The sequence below is a fragment of the Streptomyces natalensis ATCC 27448 genome (genome assembly GCF_000935125.1).
GTDB lineage: Bacteria > Actinomycetota > Actinomycetes > Streptomycetales > Streptomycetaceae > Streptomyces > Streptomyces natalensis.
This window is the reverse complement of the sequence record NZ_JRKI01000028.1, coordinates 93,419-118,187: the sequence shown is the minus strand read 5'-3', so window position 1 is coordinate 118,187 and position 24,769 is coordinate 93,419. Positions and strand designations below refer to the sequence as shown.

11 protein-coding genes and 1 pseudogene are annotated in these 24,769 nt (G+C 71.1%); 10 read left to right on the top strand and 2 right to left on the bottom strand.

Annotation, left to right across the window (positions count from 1 at the left end; all coding sequences use genetic code 11):
• Positions 1 to 186 precede the first annotated feature (186 nt).
• Positions 187 to 1,797, top strand: a complete 1,611-nt coding sequence (locus SNA_RS19850; protein WP_044366047.1) for an alpha/beta hydrolase — start codon at positions 187 to 189, stop codon at positions 1,795 to 1,797.
• Positions 1,798 to 2,889: 1,092 nt separating this feature from the next.
• Here SNA_RS19850 and SNA_RS45260 read toward each other — a convergent pair.
• Both SNA_RS45260 and SNA_RS19840 read right to left on the bottom strand, forming a co-directional pair.
• Positions 2,890 to 2,964, bottom strand: a pseudogene (locus tag SNA_RS45260) (hypothetical protein); the annotation flags it as partial.
• A gap of 609 nt (positions 2,965 to 3,573) precedes the next feature.
• Positions 3,574 to 3,726 (bottom strand): 50S ribosomal protein L32, encoded by a 153-nt coding sequence (locus tag SNA_RS19840; protein WP_030063284.1) that lies wholly within the window; start codon positions 3,724 to 3,726, stop codon positions 3,574 to 3,576.
• 494 nt (positions 3,727 to 4,220) lie between these two features.
• On the opposite strand from SNA_RS19840, the gene SNA_RS19835 reads away from it, so the two are divergent.
• Genes SNA_RS19835 through SNA_RS19795 form a run of 9 tightly spaced genes read left to right on the top strand, consistent with a single transcriptional unit; the run spans position 4,221 to position 24,722 of the window.
• A complete protein-coding gene (locus SNA_RS19835) occupies positions 4,221 to 11,402 on the top strand; it encodes a non-ribosomal peptide synthetase (RefSeq protein ID WP_044366046.1) in 7,182 nt (2,393 codons plus the stop codon).
• Positions 11,399 to 16,918 (top strand): non-ribosomal peptide synthetase, encoded by a 5,520-nt coding sequence (locus SNA_RS19830; RefSeq protein ID WP_052808943.1) that lies wholly within the window; start codon positions 11,399 to 11,401, stop codon positions 16,916 to 16,918. The genes SNA_RS19835 and SNA_RS19830 overlap by 4 nt, the downstream gene beginning before the upstream one ends.
• Positions 16,915 to 18,066 (top strand): saccharopine dehydrogenase NADP-binding domain-containing protein, encoded by a 1,152-nt coding sequence (locus tag SNA_RS19825; RefSeq protein WP_030068079.1) that lies wholly within the window; start codon positions 16,915 to 16,917, stop codon positions 18,064 to 18,066. The genes SNA_RS19830 and SNA_RS19825 overlap by 4 nt, the downstream gene beginning before the upstream one ends.
• Positions 18,063 to 19,103 carry a Gfo/Idh/MocA family oxidoreductase gene (locus SNA_RS42525; protein ID WP_157879997.1) on the top strand — a complete coding sequence of 347 codons (1,041 nt, stop codon included), beginning with the start codon at positions 18,063 to 18,065 and terminating at the stop codon, positions 19,101 to 19,103. The genes SNA_RS19825 and SNA_RS42525 overlap by 4 nt, the downstream gene beginning before the upstream one ends.
• Complete coding sequence (locus tag SNA_RS19815) at positions 19,100 to 19,909, top strand: thioesterase II family protein (RefSeq protein WP_051877399.1); 810 nt, start codon at positions 19,100 to 19,102, stop codon at positions 19,907 to 19,909. The genes SNA_RS42525 and SNA_RS19815 overlap by 4 nt, the downstream gene beginning before the upstream one ends.
• Complete coding sequence (locus SNA_RS19810; RefSeq protein WP_044366042.1) at positions 19,906 to 21,693, top strand: ABC transporter ATP-binding protein; 1,788 nt, start codon at positions 19,906 to 19,908, stop codon at positions 21,691 to 21,693. Before SNA_RS19815 ends, SNA_RS19810 begins: the two co-directional genes overlap by 4 nt.
• Entirely contained in the window at positions 21,690 to 23,459 is a 1,770-nt protein-coding gene (locus tag SNA_RS19805; protein WP_044366040.1) for an ABC transporter ATP-binding protein, read from the top strand. Before SNA_RS19810 ends, SNA_RS19805 begins: the two co-directional genes overlap by 4 nt.
• On the top strand, positions 23,456 to 24,034 hold the full coding sequence (locus SNA_RS19800) for an MptD family putative ECF transporter S component (protein WP_030068087.1): 579 nt from the start codon (positions 23,456 to 23,458) through the stop codon (positions 24,032 to 24,034). The genes SNA_RS19805 and SNA_RS19800 overlap by 4 nt, the downstream gene beginning before the upstream one ends.
• The gene (locus SNA_RS19795; RefSeq protein WP_037791650.1) at positions 24,027 to 24,722 is read left to right on the top strand and encodes an energy-coupling factor transporter transmembrane component T; all 696 of its coding nucleotides are present in this window, start codon (positions 24,027 to 24,029) and stop codon (positions 24,720 to 24,722) included. Before SNA_RS19800 ends, SNA_RS19795 begins: the two co-directional genes overlap by 8 nt.
• The last annotated feature ends 47 nt before the right edge of the window (positions 24,723 to 24,769 follow it).

Here is a 24,769-nt window from a genome sequence, read left to right as displayed (position 1 = left end):
CAGTGACGTCAAAACTCGGTTCTGGCACAGATCTTGGGGAGTCGTCGCGTCACGTCCTCGACCGCGACAGCCGGTGGCGCGCGGCGCCATTCCAGAACAGTCGCCCGCCCTCGATATGGTCACAGTTCAGTAACGTACAACCAATCACGTCCAAGTGTGACATTGCACATGTCACATGATTCCTCCATGAGAAGAGTCACAGCCTTGATAGCGGCCGCCGCCGCAATCGGCGGAATGACAGCGGGTGTTACGCCTGCCTCTACCTCCCAGTCAGCGCCCAAGGGTGTCGGTGAAAGGAAGCTCGCCTGGAACTCCTGCCACGACAGCACCACCCCCGCGCTGCAGTGCGCCATGCTCGAAGTGCCGCTGAACTATGCGCAGCCAAACGGAACCAAGATCAAAATCAAGGTGAACCGGCTCCCGGCCACCGCTCCCAAGGACAAACAGCAGGGCCCGATCCTGCTCAACCCTGGCGGTCCCGGCGACTCGGGCCTGTGGATGCCCGGCTACATCTCCGGAAAGATCCCGCACGACGTCGCCTCGACCTACGACTGGATCGGCTTCGACCCGCGCGGCACCAACGCCAGCGACCCACACGTCACCTGCGACCCGCACTACTTCGACGGCGAGCGGCCGGACTATCAAGTCAGCCAAGGCACTTCGAAGGCGTGGTTGGAGAAGTCGGCCAAGTACGCCGCCGACTGCGCCGCGAACTGGAGCTGGTTCCTGCCGCACATGACCACCGCCGACAATGCGCGCGACATGGACAGCATCCGTCGGGCGCTTGGCGTCCAGAAGATCAACTTCTACGGTGGTTCGTGGGGCACCTCGCTGGGCTCGACATACGGCCAGCTCTTCCCCTCGCACGTGCGGCGGATGGTGCTGGACAGCATCGTCGGCCCGACCATCGACTGGTACGACCACAACATCCTGCAGGACAAGGAGCACCAGCGCCGATTCGACGCCTTCGCGGCGTGGACCGCCAAGGCCGACTCCATCTACCACCTGGGCACCGACGCGGCCGCCGTCGAGAAGAAATACCACCAGGTCGAGGCCGTGCTGCGGACCAAACCGGTGGATGCCGCCCCGGCCCCTGGCAAGATCGGCCCCGCCGAGTTCGAGGACACCTTCTACGGCGGCGGCTACAACTTCCTGCGCTGGCCGCAGATGGCGACCGTGCTGTCGGCCTACCTCACCAAGAACGACACCCGCCCGCTGAACATCGCCTACAACCGCTACGCGGCCCCGGGCGCTGACGACAGCACGTTCCCGGCGTACAACGCGGTCCAGTGCACCGAGAACAACTGGCCGCGCGACTGGGAGTTCTGGAAGAGGGACCAGGCCAAGGTCAACGCCATCGCGCCCTTCTACACCTATAACAACATGTGGTACAACGCTGCCTGCATGTTCTGGCCCTACCAGGGCGACCAGGCCGGCCGGCTGAAGATCACCGGTAAGGGCTTGCCCCCCGTCCTGCTCTTCCAGGCCACAGAGGACGCCGCCACCCCCTACCCGGGCGCTGTCGCGATGCACAAGGCGTTGCCCGGCTCCAAGCTGGTCGTCCAGAACGGCGGCAGCTTCCACGAGATCCTCTTCCACGGCAACGCCTGTCTGGACGACACCTTCACCGCCTACCTGCGGGACGGCACCCTCCCAACCGGCAAGGGCTTCATCGCCAAGACCTGCGCTCCCGAGCCCGACCCCACTCCGGTCTATGTGGCCCCGTCGCCCTCCGCTATGAAGGTCGGGCCTGCTCTGCGGGCCACCGACCCCCAAGCGATCCACGGCACGCTGTAACGGATTCAGCGCTCAGCACCGCAACTGCGTTGTGTGGTGTCGAGGCCGCAGCTTTATCGGCTGCGGCCTCGGCGTTTGTGGTGGCTGCTGGCTTGGTGCTGTCGGCGTCGGCGCCACGTGGGGCCCGGGACCTCGGCGCGTACAGGGCTCGGCCGATCAGCGTGCACTGGCCGGGAGGTGGGCGAGCAGATCGTGGCCAGCAGCGGGTGGAGGGTGCGGATCCCCTTGAACCGGCCGTAGACGTGCTTGTGGGGGGAGTCGACATCGATGAACGCTGTCTCGCCGGCGCCGGGCAACAGCGGGGTGTGCGCAGCCGGCGCGGCCAGGAACCTGCGGTGCACGGCGTGGAGTTGAAGCGCGTGACCGTGGGTGAACGCACGCAGGAATGTCCCCAGCGTGGAGGGGCGCGAATCCCGCCGAACAGGGCCGGCATCGCGCCGTGGCGCAGGACGTCCAGGTCGTCGATGCTGTCCGCGCCCTCGGCCATTCCGGCCACGATGCTGGTGACTTGGCGTCCGCCGCGGTACCCGCACTGTTCTTCGCTCCGCTCAGCTTCACCTTGTTCGCCACCAGACGGGCAAGTCCGCACCGCTCAGCCAGCCGCATCACTGGGACCAGCCGGCATACGCGACCAGATTCCTGTCATCGAACGCGGCGGACACCGCCGAAGCGGCGTGGGAAGATTGCCTCTCACGGGTGCTCTTGCTCTGGGGACATGGAACCGTAGGAAGTCCCATCGTCCCGGCTCAGATGGCATCCGCGTCTTCATGTCCAAGCCCTGGACCGGCTATTGCCCGGTGGATCGAGGCTTAGAACTCCAGCTGTAGATCGTGATCTGGCTGGTCGGGACGGCGCGGAGACGGGTGCGGCCACCGTTGTTCATCGTGACTTGTGTCGAGTAACGATGAGACGGTGGCCGCACGTCGCAGCGTAGATCCCGTCCCTTGGAGGGAGGCGTTCGAGGTGGCCATGGGCAGGATCGCGGGCCGGTTCGCCCGATACGAACCCCGTCTGCGGGCCGGGCGGTTGGTGGTGGGCCACCAGAGCCTCACGTCCGCCCGCAAGCCACTTCGACCACCACTTGTCCACCGCCTTGAGCGACGTCTGGAACACCGCCGCAACCTCCTCGCGATCCCGCCCCTCCACCAGCGCGGCCACCGCACGCATACGAAGCGCCTCCTGCGCCGACGGCGACAACTGCCGTGCATCCCCCATCAGTTCACTCACGCAAGGATCGATGATCCAGAACATCTACCGTTCTGGATCAATAGATTGATAGGCCCTCAGGTAACGCAACCTTAGCCCGGCACCCTTCAGGAACGTGGGCTGCTCACGGGCGGATCGGCCATCAGCCGTCCGGGCGGAGCCTGCGCTTGTCGCCGGAGCGGCCGACGTCGAGATCCAGGAGCGTGGGCAGAGGGGTGCCGCGTGCCCAGGCGGCCTTCGCTGGGGCCCGTCGCCGTGGCGGGGTGGGAGTGCGGTCAGGCGTTGTGGTGACTGCCCGCCCACACAGCGGGGGTCCGTGGCGCCCAGGGAGCGGCCTGTTCCAGCTGTCCGGCGAGACGGAAGAGGACGTCCTCGCGTCCGTCACGATCACCGCCACGCGAAGCCCCGCGCGGTTGTTGAGGACGTGATTGAGCAGCGTGGGGTCTTGCCCGCTCCCAGGAAGCCGGAGGGCACGGTGACGGGGAGACGGTGGCCGAGGGTAGCCGATGCGGGCACAAGAGGTTCCCGTTCGTATGAGGTCGGCTGCGGGACTGCGGTGTATGGGCTCCGTCAGCTCCCGGGCAGCGGCAGCAGCCCGCGCGCGTAGGCGCGCACCAAGCGGCGCGGCACCTGGTATGCACGGCCGTCGACGTGGATGACGGCGAGGTCGGGCGTGCTCGCCTTCCACTGCGCACGGCGGTGACGGGTGTTGCTGCGGGACATCTTGCGCGCGGATCCCCGACGGGTTCTTCCGGCGCTGCGCGAACCGGACGTGACAGACGTAACAGCAGTTCGATCCCCATGCCGGCGCCACCGACGGCGGCGTCCGTGAGCCGTCGCGTGTACCGGCCGTGCACCCGGTCCGACGTACTGCCGCAGTGCGGGCAGTCCGCACCCGCTGAGCGGGCCTGCGCATGCATCGTGATCACCCTGGCCGTAGCCCGATCGGTCAACTCCACGACAACACCAGCCAGATGAGGGAACGGCACCTCGAAACTGCGACTCGATACCGGTGGCGGCGATGGCCTGCTTCAGGCATTCCGCTCAGCAGCCCGAGGGCCTCGCCTGTCGCGCCTGCCTCCCGATCAGTGACCAGGTCGAAGAAGCGCAGTGAAGGACCGTTCGCTGTGAGGCTGCCCTCGCGAGTTGCAGTGGCGTTCTGAATGTGATTATCGTTTTAGTTAATGGAGGGCTGCGGCAAGGATTGGGTGACGGGCATGAGGCAACTACCGGCGACGGCGATCCAGGCCGCGTACTTCACCGGGCGGGACCCAGAACTGCCGCTGGGCGGGGTCGACTGTGTCGCGTACCTGGAGTTCAGCGGCAGGGCCATCGACATCGACCGCCTCGGCGACGCCGTCGCCGCCCTCGCGGCCAACCCGTATCTGCGGTTGCGCTTCGTCGACGCGGGCACCCTGGAGGAGACGGAGCTGCCGCCGTCGCGGCTGGGTCGGCACGATCTGCGAGGGCTGGCCCCGGAATGGGTGGCTTCGGCGTTGGCTCGGACCCGGCGCCGGATGCTGTCGGCTCCTCTGGACCTGACCGGCGGCCGGACGTGGTCGGTCGAGGCCAGTGTGCTGCCCGACGGGACGGTCACGGTTCATGTGGCGATTTCCCTGGCGATCGCCGATGTCGCCGCGATCGGTGCATTGGCATCGCAGCTGGCCGCGGCGCTCGAGGAGGGAGTCCTCCCGGAACGCCGGGAGCTGGGGGCCGTACAGGAACGGTTGCGGCGCGCTGAGCGGGCGCGGCCGGCGGTGGCTCAGGAGGTCGTCGATGCCAGGGTCGCCGAACTGCTCGCGCCGCCTCAACTGCCGCGACGCGCCGCCGGGGCCGGCCCCCGCGACGACGGGGAGGGCCTGACCGCGCAGCCCGCGCACCCGCTCGTGGAACGGTTCACCACCGGGTTCGGCAACGCCGACTGGGACCGGCTGGAGGGGCGGGCGCGGGAACTGGGGTGCACGACGGCGGCGTTGGTGCTTGCGCTGTACGAACGTGCACTGCGCCGGTTCTCCTCCAGCGCGGCATTTCTCGTCACGGTGACGGGTGTCGACACCACCGGCACCGAGGACGAGATCGTGGACCGCACGGTCACCTATGCCCATCGCGCCTGCCCCGATGCCATGGATACGTTCGCCGAGACCGCCCGCGAGGTCCGCGACGAACTCAGGTACCGGATCTCGCGCGGCGTCGAGGCGACGACCGAGCTGCGTGACGCACTCAAGAACGGGAGCGGGCATCCCGGGCTGTCTCCGTACGTGTTCACCTTCGCGGCCAAGCGGCCGGTGTTCGGTGACTATGCCGTGGCGGCACTGGGTGAGCCCGAGTTCTACTCGACGACTCCACAGGTGATCATCGACTGCCGGGTCTTCCGGCTGACGAGCGCGGGCGTGGAGGTGGCGTTCGATGTGCGTCGCGATGCGCTGCCCGAGGGGATGGCGCGCGAGATCTACGACCTGTTCGTGCAGTCGCTCCGCGAGGTCATCGAACACGGCGCGCCACAGCTGGAGTTGTGCCGCTCCGCGCTGGACGAGCGCCTTGCGGTCAACTCGACCGTGCCCGCTCGCGCGACGGGGCTGCTGTACGAAGACTTCCGCCGGCAGGTCAGGGAATGCCCGCAGGCGGAGGCGGTGCGCTGGGATCCGTGCCAGTACGGCGCGAGTGGTGACCCCGTCGGTGTCGAGGAGTCCGGCCGGCTGTCGTATGCGGAACTGGAGGACCGGGCGCTGCGACTGGCCGCTGCGGTCAGCGCGCGGGCCGCGCCCGGCACCGTCGTCGCGATCCGGCTGCCGAAGGGGCCGTCGCAGATTGTCGCGGTGCTCGGGGTGCTGTTCGCGGGCTGTACCTACCTGCCCATCGGCGTCGATGTGCCCGATGCACGCGCGGAGGCCATAGCCGAGGCGGCCCGAGCGGAATGGGTGCTCACCGCGGACGATCTCGCCGCCGCACCTGAGCCCCTTCCCGAGCCCCTTCCCAAGCCACGGGCGGCCGGGGCCGATGCGCTCGCGTACGTCATCTACACCTCCGGCTCGACCGGAGCGCCCAAGGGCGTTGCGGTCACCCACGGTGCGGCGCTCAACACGGTGACCGACGTCAACACCAGGAACGCGGTCGGCCGCCACGACCGGGTGCTGGCGGTGTCCGCCCTGGACTTCGATCTGAGCGTCTACGACATCTTCGGACCGCTGTCCTGCGGCGCGTCCATCGTCACCATCCCCGAGGACGCCCGCCGGGACGCCTTCGTGTGGGGCGAGTTGGTCCGCCGCTTCGGTGTGACGGTGTGGAACACCGTTCCCGCCCTGGTCGACATGCTGCTCGCAGCCAATGACGACGTGGCCACCCTGCGCACGGTGATGTGCTCGGGGGACTGGATCGACCCGGGCCTGTTCCGCAGGCTGCGCACCGCCGCGCCGAAGGCGGTGCTGGTGGCGATGGGCGGGGCCACCGAGGCGTCCATCTGGTCCAACGAGTACGTGATCCGCTCGGAGGACGACATCGACCCGGCGTGGCAGTCGATCCCCTACGGCGTGCCGCTGTCCGGGCAGAAATACCGCGTCGTCGATGAAGCGGGCAGGGACCGCCCCAACGGGGTCGCCGGTGAGCTGTGGATCGGCGGGGCGGGGGTGGCCGCCGGGTACCATCGCGCACCGGCTCTCACCGCCGAGCGGTTCGTCACCGACGGGCACGGGGAGCGGTGGTACCGCACGGGCGACCTCGGGATGTGGCGGGAGGGGCCGCTGCTGGTCCTGCTCGGCCGGCTTGACACGCAGGTGAAGATCCGGGGCCACCGCGTCGAATGCGGCGAGATCGAGCATGCGATCCGGGAAGTCGAGGGCATTGCGGCGTCCGTGGTGACGCCGATCCGCGGCCGCGCGGCGCTCGGCGCACTGATCGTCCCGGATGAATCCGCTGAATCCGCTGAATCCGCTGAATCCGCCGGATCCGCGCCCGGCTCAGCCGATGCGGAGCTGCTGCGAGACCGGCTCACCCGTCTCCTGCCGCACTACATGGTGCCGTCGGTGGTCGTCCGGGCGTCGGGGCTGCGGTTCACCTCGAACGGGAAGGTGGACCGGAAGTGGGCCGCCGCGCAGCTGGAGGCGGACGGGACCGGGCCATCCCCGTGGCCCGGCGTTGCGGACCGGGACAGCAAGAGGGACGGAAAGAAGGACAGCCAGATCGCCGCGGAATGGCGTCACGTGCTCGGCGTGCAGCACCTGGCCCGCGATGACAACTTCTTCGTCCTGGGTGGCGACAGTCTCGCCGCGACCAGGGTCTGCGCCGGGCTTCGGGAGAAAGGCATCGAGGCCGGCGTCGACCAGCTGTTCGCCAACCCGACGCTGGAGGCGTTCGCATCGGTCTGTGCCCCGACGCGGACACTGCCGGAACAGCCGGGCCCACACTTCCGCGACGCGTCCCGCGACGATGCCGCGAGGGAGTTTCCCCTGACCCCATTGCAGCGTGCCTATGCGCTCGGCGCGGACGGGATCACCGGGGTCGTTCGTACGGCGCCGCGGTACTCGGTCGTGATCCGCTCCGCCGAGCCGATCGACTTCGACGTCTGGGCGAAGGCGATGAGCACCGTGTGCGCGAGCCTTGACGGGCTGCGGTGCGTACGCCATGGGGCCGCGGCACAGCGCGTCCTGCCCGGTCGCGAACACCCCCGCCTCATCTGGCTCGACGACCCCGGCAGCGGTGATGCCGCTCAGGCGTCGCAACGCCTGCGTTCGTGGCTGGCCGAACTGGACGAACCGGACGAGGACACTGATCCGTCGAATCCGTCGAATCCGTCGCCCGTGCTGACCGCGGTGGCGGTACGGGGCCACGAGCGGGAGATCGGCCTGAGCCTGAACTACCTCGGCCTGGACGCGCGCAGCCTCATGTCCGTGCTGAATACGCTCATCGCCGAGGCATGCGGTACCGAGCCGCCCGAACCGGTCGACCCTTCCCTGGCGGTATTCGCCGGGTACGCGGCGGATCTCGCTGCCGAGGAAGCGCGCTCGACGCCCGGTGACGCGGTGCACGGTCTACGGCCACCGGAGTTGCCGGTACGGCACATTCCGCGCGAGCGGGCCGCCATCCGCTCGCGCGGCCTGCACCTGGACGCAGACAGCTCCGGCACGTTGCGCCGCATCGCCGGGGACCGGCAGGTCACCGTGACCTCGCTGCTCCTCGCCGAGTTCGGAGGGGCCCTCGCCGAGACCGCCGGCACCGAGGCCGTGGACATCAGCGTGCCGATGTCCCGTCGGCCGGTGATGTCCACGGCCTCGGAGGTGCTGGGCAATTTCACCGAACTCGCGCTCTGCCGCTGCGGTCCGGGGATCGGCGCCGAGCAGATCCACCGCGCGCTGGGGCAAGCCGTCGCCGGGCATGCGCCCGGTGAGCGGGACATCGCGCGGGCGGGCCGTGCGGCCTTCCCGGTCGTCTTCACCAGCACCCTCGGTCTGCCGTCGGCGCAGCGTCTGTTCGGCGGCGACGCCGGTGAGGCCAAGGCGGTCTGGTCGCACACCAGGACCCCCGGCGTACTCATCGACTGCCAGGTGGTGCCGCGCGGCGAGGGGATCGAGCTGCGCTGGGACCACCCGGCCGGGGTCTTCGAACCGGGCTTCCTGGAGCGGGCGTTCGCCGCCTTCACCGGCCGGATCCGGCGCCTCACCGGAAGCGCCACTCCAACGGCAGCGCCGAGTGCGCCGGACCACGGCGAGCTGGCGGCAACACTGCGGCGCTGTGTGCAGCGCGTGGACCCACAGCGGATCAGGCCCGCGCTGGCGCCCGTGTTCGCCCGATGGCGCGCCGGGCGCTCCGGTCCGGACGTAGCGGGCGAACCCCACGCCGCCGACGCCGAGTTCCTGGCGCAGTGCCTCACCGGCGAGGTGCGGGTCACGCGGCTGCTGGAGCACGAACGGCTCGCGCCGGAGGCGCTGTTGAGCCGTGCCTTGGAGTCCAGCGGCCTGCTGGCGCAGGTGTGCGGCGAGCTGCGCCGCGCCGCCGAGGTCGCGGGCCGCAGGCTGCGGGTGGCCGAACTCGGCGCAGGGACGGGCCTGTTGCACAACCTTCTCGCCGGACAACTGGCGGACACGGACATCGAGTGGGTCCCGGTCGAGTGCTCCCCGCTGCTGCGCGATCTCGGTGAGGACCGGGGGCTGGAATCCCTCTCCGCGCCGCCGGAGACACCGGTGGACATCGTCCTTGCGCTCGGCGCCCTGCACCGGGACGCCCGCCTGGCTCACATGCTCACGCAGATCCCCATCACGCCCGGGGCGGGGCTGCTGCTGGCCGAGGTGACCGGGCCCGACCCTGCCTCCCTGGTGACCGCACTGCTGGACCCGCGCATCGCCGACCCGGCGACCACACCGCTGTGGCCGGTGCCCACCTGGTGGAACTGGCTGGTGGAACGCGGCTGGCGATCCGTCTCGGTCAGCGCGCCGACCCCGCAGCTCGCCCTCATGCAGGCCCAGTACGAGGGCTACGAGGAGGACTACGAGGAGCTTGAGGCCGTGGACACGGTGGCCGCAATCGCACCCGCGCGCACGGCCGCGCCGCTGGACCAGGCTCCGCCTCCACCGGAGGAAGCCCCCAACGCCGGCATCGAGGACCTTCTCACCGGCCTGTGGCGCCGCCATCTGCCGGAAGGCGTGCCCTCGGTCGGGCCCCATGACGACTTCTTCGTGCTGGGCGGCGACTCGCTCAGAGCCACCCGGGTCCTGGCCGAGCTGCACGGCCACGGCTTCACCGGCGTACGGCTGGCCGACCTCTTCAACACCCCCGTGCTCCGCGAACTGGCCTGGCACATCGCCCAGTTGATGCGCGAGGGGCAGCCCGTCACTCCGGCGCCCGCCGCAGCCGTGGACACCCGCACCTTCCCCCTGACCAAGGTGCAGCAGGCGTACCTGACGGGCCGCGGTGAGCAGCAGCTGCTCGGGGGCGTCGCCTCGCACTGCTACTTCGAGTTCGAGGCACCACAGCTCGACACCGAGCGCTTCACCGCCGCCGTCGAGGCCGTGGTGCTCCGCCATCCGGCCCTGCGTACCACGGTCGTTGAGGACGGTGGCGGACCGGCCGGGCACGTCAGCGAGGAGCCGGTGCACCCGCCCGTCGAATGCGACGACGGCGATCCGAGGGGGAGCACCGCGGCGGAGGTCCCCGACCCCTCCCGGCGTGGCCCGCTCACGGTGCGCATCGGACGGCCGGGCCCGGATGCGTCCGGGACCGCGCTCGCCACGGTCGCGATCGGGATGGACAACCTGATGCTCGACGGCGCCTCGATGTGGCGGGTGCTGCGGGAGATCGGGGCACTCTACGCGGGGGCCACGGTGGCCGAACTCGACCCGCTGCGCGCTTCCTTCGCTGCGTACGTAGCCGCACGCCCCTGGCTGCACACCGACGCGCCGACGGAGCAGGACGCCGCGTACTGGGCCGCCACCCCCGTGCCCGAGGCGCCCGCCCTCGTCAGCGCGGCGCAGATCGTGGCGCTGGCCGAGCGGCCCGTTTTCGGCCGGGTGGGCACCGGCCTGGACCGCACGGAGTGGGACGCGGTCCGCGCCGCGGCCGGGGGAGCAGGCATCACGGCCGCCGCAGTGATCTTCGCCGCGTACGCCGCCGAACTCGCGGCGGACAGCGGTCAGGACCGGTTCGCAGTCAATGTCACCACCTTCGACCGCGACATGACCGTGCCGGGCATCGACACGGTGGTGGGCGACTTCACCTCGCTGACGCTGGTCGGCGTGCACCTGGCCGAGGGCGGCGATGACCTCGTCTCCATCGGGCGGAGCGCCCAGCGGCAACTGGCCGCGGCGCGGGACCACGGCAGCATCACCGCCATCGACCTGCAGCGCGATGCCGTGCAGGAGACGGGCGATCCGGTGCGCGGCATGTATCCGGTGGTGTTCACCTGCGGGCTCGGGATGCAGGACCCGGCGCTGCGCTCCGACGACTTCGGCTTCGGGCAGCTGGTCTCCGCCTGCTCGCAGACCCCGCAGACGGTGCTGGACCTCCAGGTCCACGACGACTGCCGGGGGCTGCACATCACGGCCGACCACGTCACACAGCTCATCGGTGCCCCGCGGGCCCAGGCAGTGGTGGACGGGGTCGTGCGCAGGCTGCGCGCATTCGCCGGGCCCGCGCGGACGGAGGCCGGGCTGCCCGGCGTCATCCGGAAGGCATGGGAGCGCGCGCTGGGCGCGGAACTTCCCCCGAACGGGGCGAACTTCTTCCGCGCCGGGGGCGATTCGCTGCGCGCCACCCGCTGCATCCGCCTCCTCCAGGAGCAGCTGGACCCGCGGATCACGCTGCGAACTCTCCTGGCCCACCCGGACCTTGGGGCATTCACCGCTGCGGTGGCGGAGCTGACAGCCCATACCGAAGACCAAGAAGACGACGACTACGAGGCAGGTGAGCTATGACATCCGCACAGCAACTGGTCGACAGGATCGAGATGATGGGCGTCGATCTGTGGCTGGAAGACGGAAAGCTCCGCTTCAAGGCACCGAACGGCGTCTTCGGCCCCGAGCTGCGCGAGCAGGTCGCGGCGCGCCGCGACGAGGTCATCGCGCTGCTGTCCGACCGCGAGGCCCCGGTGCGGGAGCCGGACGACGCGGACCGGCCCTTCCCCCTCACCGACGTTCAGGCGGCCTACCTCGTCGGCCGTACGGACGCCTACGAGGACGGCGGTGTCGGCTGCCACGGCTACGCCGAGTTCACCGTCCCCGACGACCTGAGCGGACCGGCCGAGTGGCTGCGGACCGCATGGCAGCGGGTCGTGGACTGCCACGAGATGCTGCGTGTGACGGTCTCCCCGGACGGATGGCAGCGGATCGAGCCCGGCATGGACGTACCGCTCGTCGTCCATGACCGCCCGACCCCTGAGGCGTTCGAGGAGACCCGCCGGGCTGTGCGGTCGCAGCTGCGGCACCGCAATTACGAGCTCGGCACCGACCCCCTGATCGATGCGGTGGTGACCCGCGGCCCGGACGAGACGGTGCTGCACCTCTCGGTGGATCTGATCCTGACCGACTTCCGCGGTCTCGAAGTGATCCTGGAGGACTTCGAGACGGCCCTCGCCGACCCCGCGACGCCCCTGCCGAAGCCGTCCCTCACCTTCCGCGACTACATCCTGACGATGCGTCGGCGGGCCGGTACGCCGCGGGCCCGCGCCGCCCGGGAGCGGGACGAGAAGCACTGGCAGGAGCGCGCCGAACTGCTCGCGCCGGCCATGCAGTTCCCGCCCGCCACTCGGGAACCCGGCAAACCCCGGGAACCCCGGAACCGCGGGGAAGCCGGGCCGGTCAGCTACGCGCGGCGCAGCCACATCGTCGGGCCGCAGCAGTGGGCCGCCCTGACCGCCGCGGCACAGCAGCGCGGCGTCACGCCGTCCGCGCTGCTGCTCGCGGTGCTCGGGCGGGTGGCCCGGCGTTACACCGATGCCGACCGTTCCCTGGTGACCGTGACGGTCCTGGACCGCAGCCCGGTCACCGAGGACGTGGACCGGATCGTCGGCGACTTCACCTCGACCGCGCCGAGCGAGGCCCCGGGAGAGCCCGGCGTGCCCTTCGTCGACCTGGCGCGCCGGGCACAGGACTCGCTCTTCGAGGCCATGGACCACGGCGCGGTCAGCGGCGTCGAAGTGGGCCGGATGCTCGCGCGCCGCAGCGGTGGGCAGAGCAGCACCCCGCAGGTGGTGCTCACCTCGACCGTGGGAGCAGGCGGGGGAGTTGGCCGTCGGCTGCGGCCCGTGGTGGAGGCCGGGCTCAGCCAGACCCCGCAGGTCCTGCTCGACGTGCAGGCCGCCCCGCACGGCGGCGGGGCCTCGCTGGTGTGGGACAGCAGGGACGGCGGGATCGACGAGAGCGTGCTGGACGCCGCCTTCGGGGACTTCGTAGGCGCTGTCGAACTGCTTGCGGTGGACGAGTCCGCCTGGGACCGCGATGTCCTCGACCGCCGCGCGCTGCCCGCGCTGCCGCGCATGCCACGGCGTCGTACCAGTCGCACCAGGGGCGCGCTGCACACCCGGATACTGGAGCACGCCCGTACCGACCCCGACGCGGTCGCGGTCGTGCACTCGGGCATCACGGTGAGCCGGGGCAAACTTGCCGACCGGGCGTCCGCGGTGACCCGGACGCTCGCCGACGCCGGGGTGCGGCCGGGCAGTCCGGTGGTCGTGGCACTGCCGCCGGGGCCGGACCAGATCGCGGCGGAGATCGGAGTGCTCGCCGCGGGCTGCTACTTCGTGCCCGTCGACGCGGAGTGGCCCGCTGCGCGCCGGGAGCACATCCTCGCGACGCTCAGCGAAGACGGTGCCGGCAGCGGCACCGGCACGGAGGTGTTCGTGATCGACTCGGACACCGTCCTTGCGCCCGCCGGAGAGGTGAGCACCGGCGCGGTGGACCCGGACGGACTCGCGTACGTCATCTTCACCTCCGGCTCCACCGGGACACCGAAGGGCGTCGCGCTCACCCACGCCCAGGTCGCGACCACCCTGGACGCGATGGAGGATCTGCTCGAACTGACCGCCGACGACGCGGTGCTGGCTGTCTCGCGGCACTCCTTCGACCTGTCGGTGTTCAACGTCTTCGGCCTGCTCGCGGCGGGAGGGCGCGTGGTGCTGCCGTCCTCGGGCATCACCGCCGACCCGCGGACCTGGGCCCGCGCCGTCGCGGAGCACGGGGTCACGGTGTGGAACTCGGTGCCCGAACAGCTCCAGCTGATGCTGGACCACCTCGACGACGAGGGCGACCCGGCGCGGCAGTTGTCGAGCCTGCGCGCGGTGCTGGTCTCCGGAGACTGGGTCCCGGTCCGGCAGCCCGAGCACCTGTGGCGCTACTCGTCCGACGCCCGCTTCCTTGCGCTCGGCGGCGCGACCGAGGCCGCGATCTGGTCGAACCTGCACGAGGTGACCGGGCCGCTGCCGCCGGACGCGCGGTCCGTTCCGTACGGTACGGCCCTGCCCGATCAGGGGGTCTGGGTGCTGAACGCGGACGGAGAACCCGCCGTCACCGGGCAGACCGGGGAGATCCATATCGGCGGCGGCGGTGTCGGCGCGGGGTATGTCGGTACCGACTCCGCCGCCTTCTACCGCCACCCGGACAACGGCGAACGCTGCTACCGCACCGGCGACCGCGGCAGGCTGCTGCCGAACGGCGAGATCGAGTTCATCGGACGCCTCGACGGCCAGGTGAAGATCCGCGGGCACCGCATCGAGCTCGCCGAGGTCGAATCCGCCCTGGGCTCGGTGGAAGGGGTAGCGGCCGCCGTCGCGGCGACCGCCGACACCGGGCGGGGCACGTCGCTCGTCGCGGCCGTGGTCCCACGGAGCGGGCCGGACCGGCGCGCCGCCGGCGTGCGGGCCGCGGAACGGGTCGAGCGGGCCGTTGCCGCCGAACACGCCGCGTTCACCGCGCACTTGGACGCCGAAGCCTTCACCACACTCCTCGACCGGATGAACGCGGTGGCCCTCGACGCGATGGGCAGCAAGGTCGCCGAGGAGTACGCGCGGGGCACCACCGGGGTCGAGGAGCTGGCCGCCGCGCTCGGCGGCAGCGAGCACCGGCCGCTGGTACGGCGCTGGATCCGCGCGCTGCACGACGAGGGCAGGCTCGCGGTGTCGGAGGACGGCACCATCACGGCCCCGCCGGAGCCGCATGAGGACGCGGCGCTGCTACGGCACTGGTCCGAGGTGCGCACGCTCGGCCGCGCGCTCGACTACGGCGATGAGCAGCTCGCCTACGTGGAGCGCTGCCTGGCCGGGCTGTCCGGCCTGCTGTCCGGCGAGGTCGATCCCCTGGCGCTGCTGTTCCCCGAGGGCAGCACGCACGTCGCCCGCGCCGCCTATGGCGAGAACGTCACCGGCCGGTACCTCAATGGCCTGGTCTGCGCGGGCATCAGGGAGCGGGCCGCACAGCGGAATGCCGCCGGACAGCCGCTCCGGGTCCTGGAGATCGGTGCCGGGGTCGGCGGCACCACCGCCCCGGTGCTCGCCGCCCTCGAAGGGTGCCGTACCGAGTACACGTTCACGGACGTCTCGCGGTTCTTCCTGGACGAAGCGGCCCAGCGCTGGCCCCAGGTGAACGTCGCGCTGTTCGACCTCAACGAGGACCCGCAGCAGCAGGGCATGACGCCGGGCTCCTTCGATGTCGTCCTGTGCGCCAATGTGCTGCACAACGCCCGGGACATTCCCGCGGCCCTGGACCGCCTGCACGGGCTGCTCGCCCCCGGCGGCACCCTGGCCGCCATCGACTCCACCAGGATCAGTGCACCGCTGCTGGTGTCGATGGAGTTCAAGGAGGGGCTGACCGGCTTCACCGACCAACGGGCGGGAACCGGCGATGCGTTCTACTCCCTGGAGCAGTGGAAGGACGCGCTGGAGGCGTCGGAGTTCGAGCGGTTCGTGGACTTCCCCGCCGAGGACAGCGTGCTGCGCCCGGCGGCGCAGTCGGTGTTCTTCGCCGGTGCGCGGCTCGACGAGGCGGTCACGACACCCGCGCAGGTGCAGGAAGGGGCCGCGCAGCGCCTGCCCCGCTACATGGTGCCGTCGCGCGTGGTGGTGCTGCCCTCGCTCCCGCTGACCGCGAACGGCAAGGTCGACCGGGCGGCCGTCGCGCAGCTCGCCGGGCGCACCGCCACCGGCCCGCAGCACGCGGCCGACGCGGGCGGACCGGGACCGGCACGGCTGGACGCCGAGCACCGCCCGGTGGCCGGGATCTGGCGCGAGGTGCTGGGCCTGGACCCGGACCATCCGGTCGCGGCCGACGACAACTTCTTCGAGCTGGGCGGCGATTCCCTGCTGATCGCCCGCTGTGTGGGCAGGCTGCGGCGGGAGATACCCGGGGCCGCCGGAGTTCCCTGGGACCGGCTGCTGCGGGCGATCGTCGCAGATCCCACGGTGGCCGGGTGCGTACGGGCGCTCTCCGACGGCGGCACGGCGGCCCCTGCCGGGGGGACGGAGAGCGCGCAGGGGGCCGCGGCGGCGCAACGGCCCCTGGTCCGGCTGCTCGACGGCCGTGGCAGCCGGTGGCGGCACGATGCCGTGGTGTTCGTCCACGACGGCTCCGGCGGGCTCGGTCCGTACCGCGATCTCATCGCGCGGCTGGAGGCACAGACCGAGCGACCGGCCGTGTTCGGCGTGCGGCGCACCCCCGGCGACGGCCTGACCGGCACCCCGCCGGAGGAACTGTTCGACGCCCTCGCCGAACGCTACGTGCGTGCGCTCGCCGACCACGGACTCGGCCTCGACCGGACCCACGGCCGTATCCATCTGGTCGGCTACTGCATGGGCGGCCTGACCGCGGCGTGCATGGCCGAACGGCTCGCCGGGCGCGGCACCCCGGCCGGATCGCTGACGGTGGTCAGCTCGTACCGCATCCCGTTCCTCATCGAGGACGGATTGATGCTGGACTACTCCTTCGCCAGGCTGATGGACCGCGACCCGGCCGACGCCGGTCTCGACTTCGACGAGCACGAACTCGGCGCCCTGCTGAACGAGGCACGCGCCCGCCACGGCGACCGGGTCCCCGAGGGCTCTGTGGCTCAACTGGCGTGTGAATACACGCAGTTGGACCAGGCGGTCGCGGCGGCGCCCGGCAGCGTACGGGACCGGATGGCCCGGCTCGCCGCCTCCGACCCCACGGGAGCCTGGACGCCGGAGACGCTGCTGGAGCTCCGCGAGGCGTATGTGACGAGCCTGAAGGCGGTCGCCTCCTTCCGGCACCCCGGCTACTTCGGTGACCTCACCTTCCTGCGGCAGCGCGGCGATCTGCACTTCCTGCCCTCCTTGAAGGAGGACATGACGGCCTTCTGGAGCGAGTACTGCCTCGGTGAGCTCTCGGTGACCGAGGTGGACGGGACGCATTTCGACTGCCTCGCCGGCGATGCGGCGGCCGCGGTGACGGACGTGCTCCAGCAGGTGTGGGGAGGAGGAGCATGAAGGGCCTGACGTATCTGGTGCTGGGTGCCTCCGGCGCGGTGGGCCGGGCCTGTGTGCGCACCCTGACCGACCGGACGGACGCCCAGGTGGTCGCTGCGGGGCGTGATCTGCCGTACTTGGCAAGGGTGTTGCAGGCGGATGCGGGTACGGACGGGGCGCGGCAGCCCGATTCCGTCCGGCTGGACCTCGACGACCAGGAATCGGTGGAGTCCGTCCTGGCCGGGGCGGACGTCGTCGTCAACTGTGCGGGTCCTTCGTACCGTTACTCCGCGCGGACCGCACAGGCCGCACTGCGATGCGGGGCTCACTACGTCGATGCCGGTGGCGACCAGTCCGTCATCGACGCGACGGCGGCAGCGGCCGCAGCGCACGGCCGGATCGCCGTGTTCGGCGCGGGCGTGCAGCCGGGGCTGGCGGGCGTGGCCGTACGCGCGGTCGCCGCACGGCTGGCGGACCCCGCGACGACGCGGATCGACGCCCACTGCGGTGGGGTGCAGCCGCTCAGCCGCGCCGGGCTCGACGAGTACCTGCACGCGGTACGGTCCCGCACCGGTCACCCGGGAAAGATCTACCAGCAGGGCGCCCTGCGCACGCTGCCGCCGGACAAGGGCAAGGGCGAGGGCAAGAACAACGGCACCGGGGTCCCCGCGGCCTTCCCCGGCACCGCGCACGCACATGTGAGCCTGGACGAGGAATGCCGGGCCGCGGCCGAGGAGCTGGGACTCGCCGCCCTGCGGTGGTGGAACATCACCGGATCGGCAGAGATCGAACGGGCCCTGGCCAAGGCACTCGGCCAGCAGCGCAGCTGCGCCGAGACGCTCCGGGCGATCGACGCCGCGGTCTCAGGAGCCCGGCAGTACTTCCGGATCAGCCTGCACGGCACGTCCGATGGCGCCACCGTGCACACCGTCCTGCACTGTGCCGACAGTTACGCCCTCACCGGGGCCGTGGCCGCGCTGGCCGCGCTCGAAGACCCGCGTGGCAGGACCGGTGCGGTCTGGATGTCGCAGTACGTCGAGGCGCGGCGCTTCTGGGACCGCATGGCCACGGACATACCCGGGGCGTCGCTCGTCCTGGACACCGCCGACGCCACGCACGGCGCCGACGTGCCCACGTCGTACGAGGAGTTCGAGGAGGGCGAGCTGTGAGAAGGGACAGGCCGCGCGCGGTGGTGGTCGGCACGACCTTCGGCGCGCACTATGCGCGGGCGCTGGCCGGACCGTACTCGCCCGTGGAACTCGTCGGCGTGGCCGGTACCGGCGGGCAGGCCGGGCGCCACCTGGCGGCGGAACTCGGGGTGCGCTACCTGGCCGGGACGGACGAGATCGAGAGCGCGGGTGCCGGCCTCGCCGTGGTCGCGGTCCGCTCCGCGATCGTCGGCGGACAGGGCGACGAGATCTGCCGTGACCTGCTGGGGCGCGGGATCCCGGTGTTGCAGGAGCTTCCGGTGCACTCCGCGGACGTGGTGCGGTCGGCCCGAGCCGCGCAACGGTCGGGGGCTGCCTTCGCGGTGACCGGCTTCTACGAACACCTGGAGCCGGTCCGCCGGTTCATCGCCGCGGCGCGGGCGCTGGACGCCGTCTCCCCGGTTACCGGCGTCGAACTCCGCACCAGCATCCAGGTCCTGCATGCGAGCCTGGGCGTGCTCTCCCGGATCCTCACCGCACCGCCGGGCCCGGACTTCGCGGTGCATCCGGCGGCGGCGACGGCCAAGTCCCTGGTCAGTACGGACTGGGGAGGCGTCGCAGTGGATGTGCTGGTACGCAACGGCTACGACGCACGCACCCCGGACGACGACTGTCAGCCCCTGATGGGCTTCGTCCTCGGCACCCCGGACGGCGAACTCTCGCTGGCGCATGTGCACGGCCCGACCCGGTGGGAGCCCCGGCTGCACGAGGAGGCTCCGGGGCGGCTCCGGCACCCGGAACAGCGTCTGTCGCACCTCTTCGGCCCGGACCACTGGACCGGGGACACCGTCTTCCCCGGCCTGTGGGCCGAGGGCATCGCCCGGGCGGTCGGCGGCTTCGCCGAGGCGGTGAGCGCCGGGCGCCGGCCCCTCGGGCAGCGGGACCTCGCCGCGCTGCGCCACTGGGAGGCGGTATCGGCGCGGCTCGGCAGACCCGCCGACGTGCCCTCCGTACCCCCGAAACTCATCAACATCCATGATCTGGAGGTCTGTTCGTGAATGCAGTGGCACCGCTGAGCGATGCCGAGGCACGCAAGGGCGGCGTACCCGTCGTCGTCTTCCCGCACGCCGGGGGCAGTCCGCGGTTCTTTCTGCACTGGACGGGGGCGATCCCGCAGGCCCGGCTGTACGGCGTCACGTATCCCGGACGGGATGCCCGCTTGCAGGAGCGGCACGGGGACCTCCCGCACGGCGACAGCCTGGTCGGCCTGGCACGGTCGGCCGCGGACGGCATCATGGCGGCCGGACTCGCCGGTCCGGACGGTCCCGGCAGGGCGGCGCCCGTGCTCGTCGGACATTCCATGGGGGCACTGGTGGCCTACGAGACCGCTGCGGCGCTGGCGGCCCGCGGTGTCCACGGTGTGCGAGTGGTGGCGTCGGGGCAGAACCCTCCGTCCCACCGCGTGGACACCGCCCTCCACCGGGACACCGACGAGGCCCTGATCGCCGACATCGTCCGGCAGAACCCGGCCGCCGCCGACCTGTGGGAGGTGCCCGAACTCCGCGCCATGTTCCTGCCGGTGGTGCGGGAGGACTACCGGCTGCTGGAGACGTACGAGTGCACGGGCGCCGTGGTCCCGGACATCCGCGTGGTCTTCGGCGACCGTGACGGCGAGGTCGATCCCGTACGCATCGGCGAGTGGAACGACTTCTCCGCCGAGCAGCGGGCCCCCGTCCGGTGCGCGGGCGGGCACTTCTATCTGCGGGCGCCGGACACCCAGCTCGCGGAACTGGTCAGGGCCGTCTGTGCCGAATCCACCTCCGGTGCCCCGGCCGGTGCCGCTCACGGGGGTGTCCGCCGATGACCGACGACCAGGACACCAGGCAACCGCGCAGGGTGGAGCGGATCACTTCAGGACCGTTGTTCCGGGTCCTGCGGCCGGTGCTCGCCCCGACCGCGGTCGCGGTCACCGTGCAGGCGGTCGGCTCGCTGTGCTCGGTGATCCCGTTCTCCGCACTCCTCGCACTCGCCGACCGCCTGACGCAGCATCAGGACCTGACGCAGCATCAGGACGTCGGCGGGGCGCTGATCTGGTTCGTCGCCGGGCTCGGCATCCAGTCGGCATGCGGCTTTCTCGCCCTGCTGATCACGCACTTCGCCGATGTCGGACTCCAGGCAACGTTGCGCCGTACGCTCAGCACCAAGCTGGGACGCCTGCCGCTGGGCTGGTTCGGGGAGCATTCCTCGGGGCGGGTGCGGCAGATCGTGCAGAACGACGTCGACTCGCTGCACCAGCTCGTCGCGCACACCCTCGTCGAGTCGGTCGCCGGCGTGCTCACCCCGGCTGTCGGGCTGGTCTTCTGCTTCGCCGTCGACTGGCGCCTCGGGCTGGCGGTGATCGCCCCGATGGCCGTGTACTTCACCGTGTTCTCGGCGCTGTCCAGGACCGGCAACCGGGAAATCATGGCGCGCGTCTCCGACGAACTCGCCGCCGTCAGCGCGGCGATCACGGACTACTTCCGCGGGGTCGTCGTGCTGAAGGTGTTCGGCAGGGCCGGTGAGAAGTACGGGCGCTTCACCGCCGTATCCGAGCGGTTCCGCGCGGAGTTCACCGGCCTGGTCCGGCCCGCGATGCGCGCCCAGGCCGTCGCGAGCGTCTTCCTCACCGCGTCGGTGATGGCCTGCTCGGTGTTCGCGGTGGGCGTCTGGAGCGTGCAGCAGCACTGGACGCGGGCCGCCTCGGTGCTCGTGGTGTCGACCGTGGCCATGATGCTCCCGGCGGCCATCCTCACCATCGCGACGAGTGCCCAGGCCCGCGCCGAAGCGGTCGAGGCCGCGGGACGCATCGTCCGCCTCCTCGACGAGCCGGAGCTTCCGGTCACGGACCGGGAGGCGGAGCTCGGCGATGCGGCCGTCGAGATGCGCGACGTCAGCTTCGGATACCGCCAGGACCGGCCCGTACTGCGGGACATCACGCTCACCTTCCCGGCCCGCACCACGACAGCCCTGGTCGGTCCCTCCGGCGCGGGGAAGTCGACGCTGACGGCGCTGCTGGCGCGCTTCCACGACGTGGACCAGGGGCAGATCCGCCTCGGCGGCGTCGATGTCCGCGACATCCCGCCCGGGCAGCTGTACCGCACCGTCGGGGTGCTGCTCCAAGAACCGCAGCTGCCCGCGGTATCGGTCGCCGAGAACATCGCCCTCGGCCGTCCGGACGCCACCCGCGCAGAGATCGAACGCGCCGCCCGCGAGGCGCTGATCCACGACCGGATCGCCGCGCTGCCCAAGGGATACGACTCGGTGGTCGGCACGGACGCCCGGCTGTCCGGCGGGGAGGCGCAGCGCATCGCCATCGCCCGCCTGCTGCTGGCGGACACCCCGGTGCTGGTGCTCGACGAGGCGACGTCCGCGATCGACCCGGATGCGGCGGCGCTGCTGCACGGGGCCATCCGGCGGCTGGCCGAAGGCCGCACCGTCATCATGATCGCCCATCGGCTCGGCAGCACGACGGGGGCGGACAACACCGTGGTGCTGGAGGACGGACGCGTCGTGGAGCAGGGCACCCACACCCAACTGCTGGAACACGGAGGCGTCTACGCCCGCATGTGGAACGACTGGAACGACGACGTCTGCGGGGTGGCCCGGTGATCTCCGCGCTCATAGCCATCGGCGGCACCGCGACCCGCCGTGAGTTCCGCGGCTTCCTGGCGCTCGCGACGCTGGTCGGAGTCCTCCAGGGACTCGCGCTGGCGACGACGGTGCCGGTGCTGCTCTCACTCCACCACGACGACACCGGGGCGGCTTGGGGCTGGCTGGCCGTGCTCGGCCTGGTCGCGGCGGCCGGCGGCACGCTGCTGACGCGGGTGACGATGAGGGGATTCCACCTCGCGATGAACGTCATCGTCGCCATGCACCGCCGCCTCGGCCAACGGCTCGTCGAGCTGCCGATCGGCTGGTTCACTCCCGCGACCACAGGGCGCACCTCGCATGTTGCGGTGCGCGGCACGATGTTCGTCGCGCAGACGGCGATGGACATCCTGGTGCCGCTGACGCTCCATGTGGTCACGCCGCTCACCGTCGCGGTCACGACCTGCTTCTACGACTGGCGGATGGGGCTCGCGCTGCTGGCCGCCGCCCCCGTCATCTGGCTGTCCGCAACCCTCGCCGGCCGCCGCAACGGCGCCGCCGAACGGCGCATCCACGACGCCGCGTCGGCCACCAACTCCCGGCTGCTCGAATTCGCCGACAAGCAGCTGACGTTGCGCTCGGCGGGCATCGAGGGAACCGCATACGCACCACTCGACGACGCGATCGACGAGCAGCGCAGGGCCGGACGGCGGGCCCTGTGGTCCTCGGTGCTCGGCCTGGTCCTCCAGGGCTTCGTCGTCCAGGCCGCGTTCGGCGCCGCCGTGACGCTGGGCGTCTACCTCGCGGTGCGCGGCACCGCCGACCCGGTCCACGTGGTCGCGCTGATCGGGCTGTGCGCACAGTTCAGCGGCCCGCTGAAGATCCTGGCCGAACTCGGTACGGCGCTGCGCCGTTCGGCCGTGGAGGTCGGCGCCGTACGCGACCTGGTCGAGCTCGAAGGGCTCCCGGAACCGGCGACGCCGAGCCCGCCGCCGTCGCGGCACGACCTCGTCTTCGACAACGTCACTTTCGGATACGGAGAAGGGCTGGGAAAGGACAGCGAACCCGTCCTCAACGGGCTGTCGTTGACCGTCCCACACCACTCGATGGTGGCGCTGGTCGGCCCGTCCGGCAGCGGGAAGACCACCCTGACGCGACTGATCGCCCGCTTCTGGGACGTCCAGGAGGGGGCGGTCACCCTCGGCGGCACCGACGTCCGCGAGCTGGCCACCGACGACCTCATGGCCCAGCTGTCCCTGGTGTTCCAGGACGTCTACCTCTTCGACGACACCCTGGAAGCCAACATCCGCCTGGGCAACCCCGGCGCGACCGACGAACAGGTACGCCGCGCCGCGGAGTTCGCCGCGGTCACCGAGATTGCCGAACGCCTTCCCGACGGCTGGCAGAGCACCGTCGGCGAGGGGGGCCGGGCGCTGTCCGGCGGCGAGCGGCAGCGGGTGTCCATCGCCCGGGCCCTGGTGAAGAACGCGCCGGTAGTGCTGTTCGACGAGGCCACCGCTGCGCTCGACCCGACCACCGAGGCCGTGGTGACCGAATCCATCCGGCTGCTCGCCGGGCGCGCCACGGTCCTGGTCATCGCGCACAGCCTGGCCACGGTGGCGCAGGCCGACTCGATCGCGTTCCTGGACGGCGGCGTGGTGGTCGAACACGGCACGCACGACGACCTCATCGCACGGAACGGCAGGTACGCGCAGTTCTGGCGCTCCCGCGAGAGCGGACATCACCGGCTGGACAAGGCCGGAGCAAGTAAAGGAGAACAACCGTGAATTTCCGGGCTGGAGACCTGGTGTCGCTCGGCGTCTTCACCGCCGTGTACCTGGTCCTCTACTTCGCCATCAACATGCTGGCCTCCCTCACCCCCTTGCTACAGCCGATCACCTCGTTCGTCACCATCGTCATCTGCGGCATCGTCTTCATGCTGTTCCGGGCCCGGGTGCGTTCGACCGGAATGGTCGCGCTGATGGCGCTGCTGCTCGGCACCCTCACACTGCTGCTCGGTCACCATCCGATCACTCTGGCGACCGCTCTCGTCGCCGGTGTCGCCGCGGAGATCGCGATCGCCGCCAAGCGCGCGGCACCGGCCGCCTCCGACGTACTCGGCTATGCGTTCTTCAGCCTGTGGTCGGCCGGCGCCGTCCTCCCGCTGATATTCCTGCGCGAGGACACCATCGCCCAGGTGCGTACGCAGATGGGCAGCGCGTACGCCGGCTCCTTCGCCGGGCTGATGACGCCGGGCGTGGTGCTCACGGTGGTGGCGAGCTACTTCGTCGCGGGCCTGCTCGGCGGCCTGCTCGGCCGCAGGATGCTCGCCAAGCACTTTGTGCAGGCCGGTCTTGCATAGTCCGGTCTCGCACGGTCAGGGCTGGGTCGACGTACGGACCAGACTGCTCGCCGTCATTGTCGTCGACCTGCTGCTGCTGTCGTCGGGCACCCGGTTCGTCCAGGTCCCTGCCCTGCTGGTGCTGGCGGTACTGCTGGTGCTGGAGCGCGCGGTGCGTGGCGCCGCGTGGATCGTCGGGGCATGGGCCGTCGTCATGGCGCTGAGCCGGTGGGTGCTGCCGCAGGTGCCGGGCGGCGTGGTGATCATGACAGCGCTGCTGTACACGGTCCCGTACGTGATCGCGGCCGGATACGGCTACTACTTCGTCCGCTCGACCACTCCGAGCGAGCTGACCGGCGGGCTGAACCGGATGCGCGTACCCCGCTTCGTGATCATCCCGCTCGCGGTCATGCTGCGGTTCAGCGCGACCGTACGCGAGGACGCCGCGGCGATCACCGATGCGATGCGGCTGCGCGGGCTGGTCAGCCCGGCGGCGGTGATCCGCCACCCCCTGCGGACCGTGGAGTACCTGGTCGTCCCGCTGCTGGCGGCATCGGTGCGCTCCGGCGAGGATCTGGCCGCCTCGGCGATGTGCCGCGGGCTCGGCGCCCAGGTCCGGCCGACGACCACTGCTCGGCTGGGATTCGGGTACGGCGATGCGCTTCTCGGGCTCGTCGTACTGGCACTGGCCTCGACCGCGGCCATCTGAAAGGCAACACGGTATGGCGGAGGGCATGGAGGAAGGCATGGAGGCGG